The organism is Amycolatopsis sp. NPDC003676 (assembly GCF_053587275.1).
Window position 1 is genome coordinate 1 of the sequence record NZ_JBSFNS010000171.1, and the last position, 12,441, is coordinate 12,441.

Genomic DNA, 12,441 nt, shown 5'->3' on the forward strand with positions numbered 1-12,441 from the left:
AGCCAGCAACAGTGCCATCGCGCTGCGGACGCAGTCCGTTTCCGCGCAGGAACAGCTGCAGCTGATGCGCGAACAGCTGGCAACGGCACGTGCCGAAGCACCTGACGATTCGTTGACCGAGCGCTTGAGCAGCTGTCAAACCACCCGCGCCGATGCCCGTATGGCGCTCACGGCCGCGGAGACCGACCTCGCCGGGCAAGACCCGGCAACCGTCGAGACGAGGTTGGCGGCAACGCAAGCCTGGGGCGAGCGGCTCGAAGAAGACCACCGGTCGCGGACGTCCGACCTGACCAAACTCCAGGGACGTCTGGAACTGGCCGGGACGGAGGGCCGCCAGGACCGATTCGACCAGGCGCAGGCAGCGTGGAACGAGGCGGAGAGGCGGTACGCCAGCGTGCATCGCCGGAGCAGTGCAGCCCGCTGCCTGTTCACGACGCTGCGCAACGCACGGGAAACCGCCAAGCAGGCTTACGTCCAGCCGTTCCGAGACCAGCTCGAACGGCTCGGCCGCATAGTTTTCGGGCCGACACTCAAGTTCGACATCGACAGCGATCTCCGGATTGCCAGCCGGACGCTCGAAAACATCACGGTCGGCTACGACGATCTCTCCACCGGCACCCGCGAGCAGCTCTGCATCATCGCGCGGCTCGCGTGTGCCGTGATGATCGATCCGGCCGACGGTGCGCCGGTGATCATCGACGACGCCTTGGGCCACACCGACCCGGAACGGCTCACGCGGATGGGCGCAGTGTTCACCGCGGCGAACACCCAGTCGCAAGTCATCGTGCTGACGTGCACCCCGGAGCGTTACCGCCGAGTCGGCAACGCCAAGGTCGTGCCTGTCCGGCCCTGCCGGAGCCTCGCCGTCGAGACCTCTTCCGGGCAGGCGCTTCCCGACGGCCCGGAGGACGCCATTCTGGCGTGTCTCGATCAGGCAACCGGGCCGCTCGGGAAGGCTGACCTTATTCGGCTCTCCGGAATCGACGAAACGCGGTGGACGCCGACCATCCGAGGACTCATCGAGCAGGAGAAGATCGTCAAGACGGGCGATCGCCGCGGAACGCTTTACCACGCGAAGCGGCAGCCGCCGGGTGCGGAACTTGCGTCGTGAGCTTCTTCAGCCGAGTTTGCCGCACGGCGGGCCCGCTTGCGACCCGCCGTGCGGCGAGCCCTGACCATGACGTGTCGATCGCGCGGGATCGCCGTCGCTTACGCCGGGCACGGCTCGCGACTGCGATTGGGTGCTCAGCCCCGCGAAGCGATCGTGTACCGATGCGCCGGATGCCTGGCGCTCTCGTCCGTACTCCAGCCCCGGCCTGGCTGCCCCCGCACCGGCGCAGTTCTCTCAGATACCGCTGCGTCATCGGCGTACGCAGTAACCGTATTTCGTCCGAGGTCTGCCTTCCCCGGCTTCGCCGAGCCAGAGCGCGGCTCTTGAAGCCTCGCGAGTGGAAGAAACCGTCCCAGGGTCGGCCTTTCCCGATAGCGAGGACTTCGAGCGGCTAGTCGCACACGGGCGCAACTCGCGCCTCCGTCCCGAAGCCGCGCCGAAGATCGCCGCACCGGGGCTTACTTCACAGGCACCGTCATCCCGGTCAACGGCGGCCGTTCAAGCACCTCGGCACCAACACAGGTCTTTCGCTGTAACGACGCACGCGCGTGACCGTCGGGAGGACCGGCTCCGGCTCCTCCCGACGGCACTCGCGGGTCAGGACTTGGGCAGCGTCACCCCGTACCTCTTGGCCGACAGCGTCGCCGGGAAGAAGCACGAGGTCTGGGTGTCCCCGCCGGAGAGGGTGCCGAGGCCCTTGCCCCCGTCGTAGGCCGGGCCGCCGGAGTCGCCGTGGTCGGAGTGGGCGGTCGTGCAGAACTCGTGGTAGACCGTGTAGCCCTCCGCTTCGAAGGTGTAGTCGACCTTGGTGACCTTGCCCTCCGTCACGCCGGAGGTGATCCCGGCGCGCTTCATCTGCTCGCCCACCGTCGCGTCGGCGAACTCGGTGATCTTGGTGCCGTCGTTGATCTCGCTCGGTCCCTCGCCCGAAGCGTTCTCCACGAGCATGTTGTCTTCGTCGGGGAACACCGCGTCGACGGTCTTGCCGTCGTTCCACGGACCGCCGCCGCCGAGTTTCTCGCAGTGGCCGGCGGAGAGGAGCAGCTTCTTGCCGTCCTTCTCCACGTTGAACCCGTTGGAGCAGGACGCTTGGCCGTTGCTGATCTTGTCGCCGCCCTTGATGAACAACGACATGGCGCCGGCATGGTGCTCGACGCGGACCATGTCGCCGTACTGGCGGGCGGTCTCGAGCAGCGTGGCTTTCTGCGCCTGCGGGGTGGCGTCGTAGACGTCGACGACGACCTGGTTGCGGGCGAGGTCGAGACCCCAGCCGGCGCTGGGCACGCCGCCGGTGGCGTCCAGGTGCTGTTTCACCGAGCCGAGCTGGCCCAGGCTGTACCGCACCACCTTCGCGTTCAGGCCGGAAGCGCGCACCTTGGCCGCGTCGGCGTCGTTCAGCACCGTGACGACCGAGGCGCCGCTGTCGTCGAGGTAGTGCCCGCCGGTGGCGGCGCCGAGGCTGTTCATGGCCGCGGCCGGTGTCGCCGCCGCGGCCGCTGCTGGCACGGTGCCCATGGCGAGAGCCAGCGTGCCGAACGAGCCGACGGCGAGAACGCTCAGCCTGAAACGTGTCGATCGCATGTGTTTCCTCCTGCGCGGAACGGGGGAGAAAGGACGTGCGCCGAAGGGAGAGTCCGGGTCCCGGGCTCCGGATTCGGCGCCGAGCTGGGGTGAGTGCGGAGGCATCTCCTCACTGGAGCGTCGGGTGACCGGAGCGGGACCATGAGCCTCCGGTCCGGACGGTCTCGTCGTTGAAACCGAACGTGATCAACCTCAGGTTCGTGATTCTCGAACAGCATCGGGCCCGCGCGACACCGACGAAGGTAGGTTCACGTTTGTCGCAATCCCCGCACCCGAACGGCCCAGCGGCGGGTGTGGCGCGGCCAGTCCGGTCGATGCCGCCGCGCTCAGCCGACGGGGCCGCGAGTGTCCACTTGAGACGGTCGCTTCCGTGTCCGCTGAGCATGACGCCACCGAACGCCGGCTCACTGAAGCGCTACGTCAAGGCTTTCGTCGCAACGGCCGCCCCCGCGGCGTCCGGATAACGGTCGCGGACGGCGAAAGTCACTTCGCCGACCAGCGCCCTGGCCGCACCCAGGATCCCGCGCAGCACATCAAGGTCCGAGGCCTTGCCCCGGCTTTGCACTTCGATCAGGGAGATCGCGCAGGTCAGCGCGCTGTCCGCGGCGGCCGACAGCGGATCACCGGTGGCGCGCAGCACGGTCCGAGCGCGATCCACCGCATCGACGGCCTGTGCGACCGCGTGCTCAGGCACGGCCTCTCTCCGGTCGCGCTCGTCCAGTTCGCTCATCACACTCCTATCAGCACGACGACTCCGAGACTTACCAGCACTATCCCCACCACCAGGTCCAACGATCGCTTCACCCGGGGCCGGCTCAGGAGCGGGTGAAGACTGCCCGCGGCGAACGCGAACCCGAACAACCACAGCGCGCTCACCGAGACATAGATCGAAAAGAGCACCAGTTCGGCACCGAGGTCTACCGCCGCCGACCCCGGCAGAAACTGGGGAAGAATGGACAGATAGAACAACCCTATTTTCGGGTTGAGGCAATTCATCAGCAAGCCGCGGCGGAAAAACCCGGAGTCTCTCCGGTTGCCGGCCTTCGGCTCGCCGGCGGCTCCGGACAGCGCCGAACGCAGCGCCGTGATCCCCAGCCAGATCAGGTACGCCGCTCCGAGGGAGGAAACGACGCGAAAAGCAATCCCGCCGCTGGAAAGGACCGCGGACAACCCCGCTACGGAAGCGATGCCCCACAATACGATGCCCAGCACGACGCCCGCGGCGGTGCGCAATGCCGCTGGGCGTCCCGCGGCGGCACTCGTCTGAAGCAGCAGCGCCTGGTCCGGGCCCGGCACGACGACGACAATGGCTGCCGCCGCCGTGAAAGCCAGCACTGTGAGTATCGTCAACCGAGCCTCCCCCTCTTTGCTTGCCGGCGCGCGAATGCGCCCGCCGTCAATCCCGGTAAATCCATTCCAGGATAGCGACCGCGCTGCCGTATTTCATGCGCGCTTGTTCCCACGCGATCGAGCGGTTTCCGTCGAGCACCGACCCTTTGACCTCGTCCCCGCGATGTGCGGGCAGGTCGTGCATGAACACCGCGTCCGGCCAGCGGGACATCACTTCGTCGTCCACGTAGAACGGACGGAAGTCCTCGCGCCAGTCCGCGCTCGGCTTCGCCGTTCCCGTGGTCTGCCAGCGAGTCGTGTAGACGACATCGGCCGGGGTGCCGACCGAATCGAGGTCGTGCGTCTCGGTGATGCGCGAGTCCGAACTCTCGGCGGCCTCCTGCAGCGAAGCGAGCAGAGCGGGATCGAGTCCGTATCCCTTCGGCGTGGCGAAAACCAGTGTGACGCCCCGGTAGGTGCTCAGGATTTTCCCCAGTGCCACGGCGGTGTTGTTCCCTTCGCCGACATACAGCACCGAGATCCCGTCGACCCGGCCGAACTGCCGGAGGATGGCGGCCGCGTCGCACACGCCCTGCGTCGGATGCTCTTGCGCGGCCATCGCGTTCACGACGGGCAATCCGCCGCTGCGCGCGACCAGCCGCATTTCCTCGAGCGGGCCCGCGGTCCGCATCACCAGGCCGTCGAGCATCACCCCGAACATGCGGCCGGTGTCGTGCAGCGACTCCCCGGTGTTGAGCTGGAGATCGCCGGCGCCGTAGGGCACCACCGAAGCCCCGAGCCGCAACGCGGCCGTCGTGAACGCGGTCCGCGTGCGCGTGGAGGTCTTGGCGAAATAGGTGCCCAGAACCTTGCCCGCCAGGCTCGGCTCCAGCCGCTCCGGCTTGGCGAGCACGTCGGCTGACCGGCTGACGATCCCGTGCAGATCGTCGGCGCCGATGTCGTCCAGCGAAAGAAATCCAACCATGTGTCGTACCTGCCCCTCAACTGAAATCGCGACTGGTCGTCCGTTGTCCTCAGGTCAAGATCAGCGCGTTGTCCACTACTCGCGCCGAGCACACTTCGGGAAATTCCAGGTCCGTTTTCGCGGTCAGTCCTTTCGCGCGCCGCCAGCCGGGCGAGTAGATCGTGTCCTCGTACCGGTCGCCGCCGTCCGGGCAGACAACGACCGCGTGCTCGGCGCCGAGGCCCTCGTTCGCCCACCGCACCGCGCCGGCGACGACCGCGCCCGAACTGCCGCCGACCCGCACGCCCAGTTCGCGCTCGACCCAGTCGCACGCGGCCACCGCTTCGCTCGCGGTCACCCGCACGTTCAGGCAATCCCGGCCGGAGACGAAAGACGACCCGCGGCTGGCGCCGATTCCGTTCAGGCTGCGCGTCGCCGGCGGCCCGCCGAGCGCGACCGACCCCTCCTCGTCCACCGCGACGCACCGCCACGGCAGCTGATTGCGCTCGACGTAATCAGCGAAGCCGCGGACGGTTCCCCCGGTCGACACCCCGAGGAACACGTCGAGCTCGCCGGCGGGCACAGCGGAGAAGATCTCCGGCGCGGTCCCTTCGGAATGCGCGCGGGGATTGGCCGGGTTCTCGTACTGGTTCGGCCACACGAGCGAATCCTCGACCGCCATCCGGTCGCGGATGTAGGCGAGCCGGGAAAGCAGGTACCCGCCGGTCTCGTCCGGCGTCGTCACTTCCACGATCTTCGCGTCCGCGCTGCGCATCTGCCGGACCAGTTTCCGCGACGTCCGCGGGTCGACGACGGCGGTGAACTCCATCCCGCAGATCTGGGTGTACCGCGCCAAGGCGACGCCGAGGTTCCCGGACGTCGACTCGATGATCCCCTCGCAGCGCGCCCCCGACCCGAAGACGGAGGACAGCAGGGAAAACGCCACCCGGTCCTTCATGGACCCGAAGGGGTTCTCCTGTTCCAGTTTCAGCCAGAGATTCGTCGTCCTGCCGCGGTGTCTCGTCACCGCGTTCAGCATCGGCGTTCTCCCGGGCACCGGGCCGTGCAGTTCAGCCGGCAACTTCGTTTCCTCTCCCTCGCGCCGGGCCGCTGTGCACGCCCCGTGCGCCGTTTCGGGACGGCTCCGCGTTCCGGGTCACGGTCGCGGGCCACCGCTGTCGGCCGCTACGTCCGGTTCGGACGTTCTCCATTTCCACCATTCCTCGCCCAGATATGACTGCCGTCGCAAAACGGCTTCAGCAGGGAGCGTCCGCAGCGGCACAGAGCGATGGTCTTCCGCTGCGGGTCTATCGGTTCGTCGGCCTGGCTGCGCAATTCGTAGTCGCCGCGGATGATGACCGGCCCGTCCTCGCACACCACGACGGTGGCCGGAGCGGGCCGCCGCGCCGCCGCCTCGTGGTCCGGCGCCCGGCCGTCCATCAGCCCGCCGCCGCGGACGTCGTGCGCCGCAGAGCGGATTCGCCGTGTTCCCAGGACGACAGGATGGCCTCGTTGGCGCGTCCGCCCAGCTCGGCCGTCACGACGGCGCCGAAGACCACATCGGACAGTTCCCCGGGGTTCTCCCGGACGAACTTCCCGCACATGTCGTGGGCGGCGAGCTGCTCGTGGACCGCGTCGGCGACGATGTGCTCCTGGAAGAACAGCCAGGAGTCGTCCGACCCGTTCAAGCGCTGCAGGCCGTTCCGGAAATTGCGGTTCACGTAGTGCGAGCCGATTTCCGTGATCGCGAGATTGCCGAGCAGCGCGCCCCGGTGCCGCCCGTAGGTCCCGAAATACGAGATCAGGTTCACCGTCGCCAGCGAACAAGCCGGGACGTCCTCGAAATAGCCGCCGAACTCGGTGATCATGCCGAGTTCGGCCATCGTCAGCTCGAACAGCTGGGAGTGCAGGCGGCCCGGGATGCCGCCGCCGTATTCGTCGGACTGGATCTCCACCAGGGCCGGTTTGCCGCCGCCGCGCACCCGCGGAATGGCCAGGCTGTGGTGGTCTGCCTCCATGAGGCTGTAAACGGAACGGTGCGCGAGGAACTCTTTGAACTGCGCCATGGTGGCCTCTTGCTTGATGTAGCGCGAGAGCGACCGTCCCGGGCTCGGTTTCCCGAGTTCCATCAAAAACTCGGGAAGCTTCTCGACCTCCGTTTCCGGGAGCTCGCCCGCGGCTTCGCCCAGTTCCCGGGCGAAGCGGGTTTCGAGCCGCTTGCGCAGCTCGACCAGGGAAGCGTCCCATTCCCAGGACTGCGCCGGCTCGCCGAAAAGACAGTACTGCGGGCCGTAGCACAAGAACAAACCCAGCTGCAGGTCCTCGTCGGAGACGGAGTCGACCTGGGCCGCCGAAATGCCGTCCAGGACAGCCTTCGCACCGGCCTCCGGCGGGGACTGCAGCGCCCGGACAAGCATCTCGCTCACCGGACCGCGAGGGTGGGGCAATCGCATCTGAACTCCTAGGGTCGATGACAGCGCACTTCACGGGGAACTTCTGCGCGACGCCCGGGGAAACCGCCGCGCCCGCGGACGTCCCGGGACCGGCCGGCTCAACAGAGCTCCAGGATCTGCCCGGCACCGGAACTGGTGGCCTGGCGCAGCACCGCGTCGAACAGCGCCACGTCGAGAATGCCGAGCCCGAACGGGTTCACGACGGCGTAACCGGTGTCCGGTCGCTGCGCGGTCTTGTCGCCGACGAGCAGTTCGCCGACAGTCGCCGTGACCGAGGGACCGTTTTCCCGCGGCTGCGCGGCGATCCGGCCGTCGTTGACGAGCCGCCCCAACGGCCGCCGGGGATTTTCCGTGATCAGCCGGAGATCGTCGACGACGAGAACGGACGCGTTGACCAGCACCTCGTCGGTGAGGTCGCCGAGCGAGGCGTTGACCAGGAGCGACCCGGGCCGCACCCAGTCCGGCCGGACGTACCCTTCGGCGGCGGTGGTCAGGAACAACGCTGTTTCCGCTTCGGCCATCGCGTCGGCGGGCGTGGCGGCAGCGGAGAACAAGACCCCGGGGTGCCCGGCGGCGAGCTCGCGGGCCAGGCTCCCGGCGACCTGCTGGCGCACGTCGTACAAGGTGATCCTGGCGAGGTCCGGGCATCGCGCGAGGAGCAGTGCGAGATGCACCCGTGCCTGGGTCCCGCACCCCACGACAGCCAGCGAACGGGCTGACCGGTACCCGAGCGCTTCGACAGCGATCGCGGTCACCGCGGCGGTCCGCACCGCGCTGAGCACGCCGACCTCCATCACCGCGGTCACCCGGGCGGTCTCCGGGTCGAAGCAGAGTCCCAAGCCGCCGGCCCGTTCCATGCCGCGCGCCGGATTGGACACGCTGGCATTGATGATTTTCATGCCGTACACGCCCGCGGTCCCCCGTTCGAGCACCGCCCCCGGCATGCCGATCGACCGGCTGTAAGCGCCGTCCTGATTGGTCCAGGACAGATAGGCCTCGGCGGGCAGGATCGTCCGCCCGGCGTGATGGCTCACCAGCGCCGCCTCGACCTCGGCCACGACGTCCACCGCGGCCAGGCAGTCCACGACGTCGGCCCGGCCGAGGAAGCGCACCGATTCCGGAGCCGGCTTCGCGAGCGCGTCGGCGAGCCAGGGGTTCTCCATCTTTTCTCCAGTTCGTTTCTCGGCTGAGGGCAACGACGTTCAGTGCGGCGAAATCGGCAGCGCGTCAGCCAGTTCGCCGGTGATTTATGCGCTGGTGCCGCGATTTTCCGCGAAAGCCGAACGCGGCCCGCTCACGAATTCCACTGTTCGCGGTACCACTGCGCGAGGCTCAAGGCGGTTTCCAGCGGGTTGCGCCGGAGCTGGGTGTCGAAGTAGCCCGCAGGGCGGCTCAGCAGCTCGCGCAGCGCGCCGGGGTCGACGATTTCCAGTGCCGGCGACCGGTTCTCCGCGAGGAGAAGGCCGACCCGGCGGCGCAAGTCCTGTTCGTACCTGATGTTGCCGGTGGTGGGATACGGGCTTTTCTTCCGGTTCAGCACCGAATCGGGCAGGAGGCCGGCCGCCGCGCCGCGGAGCACGCTCTTTTCCCGGCCGTCGTAGGTCTTGATTTTCCAGGGAATGTTGTACACGTACTCGACCAGCCGGTGATCGCAGAACGGCACCCGCACCTCGAGACCGGCCGCCATGCTGAGCCGGTCCTTGCGGTCGAGGAGGACTTGCAGCCAGCGCGTCAGGTGCAAGTAGCCGAACTCGCGCATCCGCCGGTCGTGCGCGTCCTCTCCCGGCAGGTGCTCGACTTCGCCGATCGCCTGCCGGTAGCTGTCGGCCCGGTATTCGTCGAACCGGGTGTCCTCGCGGAACTCCGCGGTGAGCATGCCCGCCGGGACGAACTGCATGGTGCTGAGCCAGGGAAACTCCGCCGCGGCGACGACCCGCGGGTCGTGGAACCAGCTGTACCCGCCGAACACCTCGTCCGCGGACTCGCCGGACAGCGCGACGGTCGACTCCCCGCGAATCGCGGAGAAGAGCAGGAACAACGAGGTGTCGACGTCGCCGAAGGTGAGCGGGAGGTCGTGCGCGCCGAGCACGGCGTCCCGGTTTTCGTCCACGGCAAGGGCTTCGTCGGGCAGCTCGATGGTCCGGTGCGCGGTGCCGAGGTGCTCGACGACCCGCAGCGCGTAGGGGTTGTCCCGTTCGGGCCGGAAGTCGCTGGCCCGGAAATGCTCGGCGCTGCCGACGAAATCGACGGAGAACGAGCGGACCGGACCGTCTCCCGAGCGGTCCAGCACGCCGGCGGCGATGGCGGTCAGCGCGCTCGAGTCCAAGCCGCCCGAGAGCAGCGTGCACAGCGGCACGTCGGTGATCAGCTGCTGCTGCACGGTATCGAACAGCAGCTCGCGGACGCGGCCGACGGTGTCCGCGATGTCGTCCTCGTGCGGCACGACCGGCAGACTCCAGTAGCGGGTCAGCCGGATGCCGTTGTCGTCGACGGCGAGGACGTGCCCCGGCGGCAGCTCGAACAGATCGCGAAACGGGGTCATTCCGGGGGTTTTGACGAGCCCCAGCAGGTCGGCGAGGCCTTGGCGGTCGACCCGGGCGGAGAAATCCGGGTGCGCCAGAACCGCTTTCGGCTCGGACGCGAACAGCACCGACTCGCCGGCCCTGGCGTAGTAGAGAGGTTTGATGCCCAGCCGGTCCCGCACCAGAAGCAGCCGCCGCTCGCGCGGATCCCACAGCGCGAAGGCGAACATCCCGTTGAGCCGCTCGACAAAGCTCTCGCCCCACTCCAGGTAGGCGTTGAGCACCACTTCGGTGTCGCAGCGGGTCCGGAAGACATGGCCCCGCCCGGCCAGTTCCGCCCGCAGCTCGCGGAAGTTGTACACCTCGCCGCTGTAGCAGAGCACCGCGTGCGGCTGTCCGGGCGGTCCCGCGGCCATCGGCTGCGCGCCCCCGCGCACGTCGAGAATGGCCAGCCTGCGGTGGCCCAGTCCCGCGTGCCGGTCCGTCCACAGTCCCTCGTCGTCCGGTCCGCGGCGGGCGAGCGTGCGGGTCATGCGTTCAAGATCCGCTTCTTTCCGCTCGCCAGGCCCCTTGAGATTGATCCACCCGGCGATTCCGCACATGACGCTCCCTGCTTTAGCAGCACGTTGAGACTGATTGTCATTCGCTGGTCCGGTGTTCCGGCCGTCCGCCCTCGCGGCACGCGCTAATGACCGGGCGCGGCGGGCGGACTAAAGGAGGTGTTTCACCGGCCGGGACGGCGATAGAGTGCACGCGAACGCACACCGACGACTGCACCGGCAATTCATCTGGTCGAGGACGGTACCCAGCGGCCGCCAGGGCCCGTACCGCCAGCAGAGTGACCTCGGCTGTGAGGAGTCGCACGGGGGGATGTCTCGCCGGACAACTTGCGGCAGATTGACGTTTAGTGCTAAACTAGCGGCGCTCGAATAAACCTGGTACGACCACATTGCACAGTCTGCTGAGTTTATTTCTCTGGGGAGTGGATTTTCTTTGCTCATCAATAGCAGCGATCGGTTGCACCTGCTGGCCCAGGCCGGGAGCGAGATCCGCGATCATCAGCGAAGACTGCCAGATCATGGCTTCTACCAGCGCAAACTATCCGAGGTGTGGCGCCGGGCAGGACAGGCCGAAGCGTACGCCGGCCTTCCGGAATATTCCTTCGAACGATTCGAGGAACTCGGAGCCACCAGCAAGTCCCGGCTCAAGAAAAGCCCGCACGAGTTCCTGGTATCCTCCGTCGGCAAAGCGGCGAAGTATTACGAGACGACCGGGACGACCGGACTGCCGACGCCGACCCCGCGACTCGCGGAGGACATCGTCTGGAACACCGTTTCCGTGGCCGAGGCCTGGCGGGAAATGTTGCCGGAAAATGAACGTGTCCTGATTCTTTTGCCTTCGGACATTGTCCCGGTCGCCGATCTCGTCGTCGGCGTCTGCGAGTACCTGGGACGCCCGCACGTCCGGGCCTATCCGTTCGCCGCCGGGATCTCCGACTGGGACCGGCTGATCGGTCTGTGCCGGAGTTTCCGGCCGTCCGTCGTTTTCGCCGCGCCCGGCGTCGCGCTGCAGTTCAGCAGGCTGGTCAAACAACGCGGGCTGCTGGAGGAATTGAGCGCGGACGTTCGCAGGCTGATGCTTCTCGGCGAGGTCAGCACCGCGCCGTTCCGCGCCCGGCTGGGCCGGTGGTGGGGCGCGTCCGCGCTGGACGCGAGCTACGGCAGCACGGAGACCGGCACCCTCGCCGCGTGCTGCGCGCGGGACCGGCTGCACCTGCTGACCGCGGCCACCTACTTCGAACTGGCCGGCGAGGACGGAACCGTCCGCCCGTTGCCGGAATCCGGGGCCGGGCGGCTCGTGGCCACCCCGCTCAATCTGCACGCCCGGTGCGTGCTGCGGCTCGACACCGGGGACGACGTGCGCATGGGCGCCCGGTGCGACTGCGGCGATCGCGCCCCGGTGATCGAGGTCGTCGGGCGCGGTTCCGACGCCGTCGCCGTGCGCGGCGCGAAGCTCACGGTGCGCGCGGTCGAGGAAATCGTCTACGGCGAGACCGAGGCGACCGGCTATCTGCTGGAGACCGACGCGCCGGGCGCGTTCGCCCGGTTGATCCTGGAGCGGGACGTGCACTGGGACCGGACCGGGGAAGCGGCGATGGCCGGACGGCTCCAGGACTCGTCGCGGGAAGTGCTCGGCCTGGAATGGGACGAGGTCCTCTTCGTCAACCAGCTGCCCGCGACCACCAAGAGCGGAGCTTCGCAGAAGAGCTGGAAGCGATCCAACTTCCGGGTTGTGGGGGCGGGCGGATGACCGTGCGCCTGGCGCCCCGCGCGCCGCTCGGCGCCGCCGTCGGCACCGGCGAGGCCGACCTGTGGTGCACCTACGCCGCGATCCGCACGGCCGCGTGGCTGGACCGGATCCGCGACCTGCTGGTGTCCGAGCACGGCGACGACCGGCGGCGCGGGTTCTGGGCGTCCTGGC

At 68.2% G+C, this 12,441-nt stretch carries 11 protein-coding genes; 2 read left to right on the forward strand and 9 right to left on the reverse strand.

The window, feature by feature from the left end; translation table 11 throughout:
• Nucleotides 1-1,111, forward strand: a 1,111-nt coding sequence (locus ACWDNU_RS42815) for an ATP-binding protein (protein WP_449673063.1), incomplete at its 5' end; no start/stop codon positions are given.
• A gap of 597 nt (nucleotides 1,112-1,708) precedes the next feature.
• Here the strand turns inward: ACWDNU_RS42815 and ACWDNU_RS42820 are convergent.
• From ACWDNU_RS42820 to asnB, 9 genes are all read right to left on the reverse strand, one after another.
• A complete protein-coding gene (locus tag ACWDNU_RS42820; RefSeq protein WP_449673064.1) occupies nucleotides 1,709-2,692 on the reverse strand; it encodes a S1 family peptidase in 984 nt (327 codons plus the stop codon).
• A gap of 415 nt (nucleotides 2,693-3,107) precedes the next feature.
• On the reverse strand, nucleotides 3,108-3,422 hold the full coding sequence (locus ACWDNU_RS42825) for a hypothetical protein (protein ID WP_449673065.1): 315 nt from the start codon (nucleotides 3,420-3,422) through the stop codon (nucleotides 3,108-3,110).
• A complete protein-coding gene (locus ACWDNU_RS42830) occupies nucleotides 3,422-4,027 on the reverse strand; it encodes a LysE family translocator (protein WP_449673066.1) in 606 nt (201 codons plus the stop codon). The genes ACWDNU_RS42825 and ACWDNU_RS42830 overlap by 1 nt, the downstream gene beginning before the upstream one ends.
• Nucleotides 4,028-4,088: 61 nt before the next feature.
• Entirely contained in the window at nucleotides 4,089-5,006 is a 918-nt protein-coding gene (locus ACWDNU_RS42835) for an ornithine carbamoyltransferase (protein ID WP_449673067.1), read from the reverse strand.
• Nucleotides 5,007-5,055: 49 nt separating this feature from the next.
• Nucleotides 5,056-6,042: a pyridoxal-phosphate dependent enzyme gene (locus tag ACWDNU_RS42840; protein WP_370940471.1), complete on the reverse strand. Its 987-nt coding sequence runs from the start codon at nucleotides 6,040-6,042 to the stop codon at nucleotides 5,056-5,058.
• Nucleotides 6,043-6,170: 128 nt separating this feature from the next.
• A complete protein-coding gene (locus tag ACWDNU_RS42845; RefSeq protein WP_449673068.1) occupies nucleotides 6,171-6,425 on the reverse strand; it encodes a CDGSH iron-sulfur domain-containing protein in 255 nt (84 codons plus the stop codon).
• Nucleotides 6,425-7,438 carry an iron-containing redox enzyme family protein gene (locus tag ACWDNU_RS42850; protein ID WP_449673069.1) on the reverse strand — a complete coding sequence of 338 codons (1,014 nt, stop codon included), beginning with the start codon at nucleotides 7,436-7,438 and terminating at the stop codon, nucleotides 6,425-6,427. Before ACWDNU_RS42850 ends, ACWDNU_RS42845 begins: the two co-directional genes overlap by 1 nt.
• A gap of 98 nt (nucleotides 7,439-7,536) precedes the next feature.
• On the reverse strand, nucleotides 7,537-8,601 hold the full coding sequence (locus ACWDNU_RS42855; RefSeq protein ID WP_449673070.1) for an ornithine cyclodeaminase: 1,065 nt from the start codon (nucleotides 8,599-8,601) through the stop codon (nucleotides 7,537-7,539).
• Between the two features lie 131 nt (nucleotides 8,602-8,732).
• Nucleotides 8,733-10,562 (reverse strand): asparagine synthase (glutamine-hydrolyzing), encoded by a 1,830-nt coding sequence (gene asnB, locus ACWDNU_RS42860; RefSeq protein ID WP_449673071.1) that lies wholly within the window; start codon nucleotides 10,560-10,562, stop codon nucleotides 8,733-8,735.
• A gap of 391 nt (nucleotides 10,563-10,953) precedes the next feature.
• Here asnB and ACWDNU_RS42865 point away from each other — a divergent pair, with 391 nt between their 5' ends.
• On the forward strand, nucleotides 10,954-12,270 hold the full coding sequence (locus tag ACWDNU_RS42865; RefSeq protein ID WP_449673072.1) for a phenylacetate--CoA ligase family protein: 1,317 nt from the start codon (nucleotides 10,954-10,956) through the stop codon (nucleotides 12,268-12,270).
• Nucleotides 12,271-12,441: the final 171 nt, after the last annotated feature.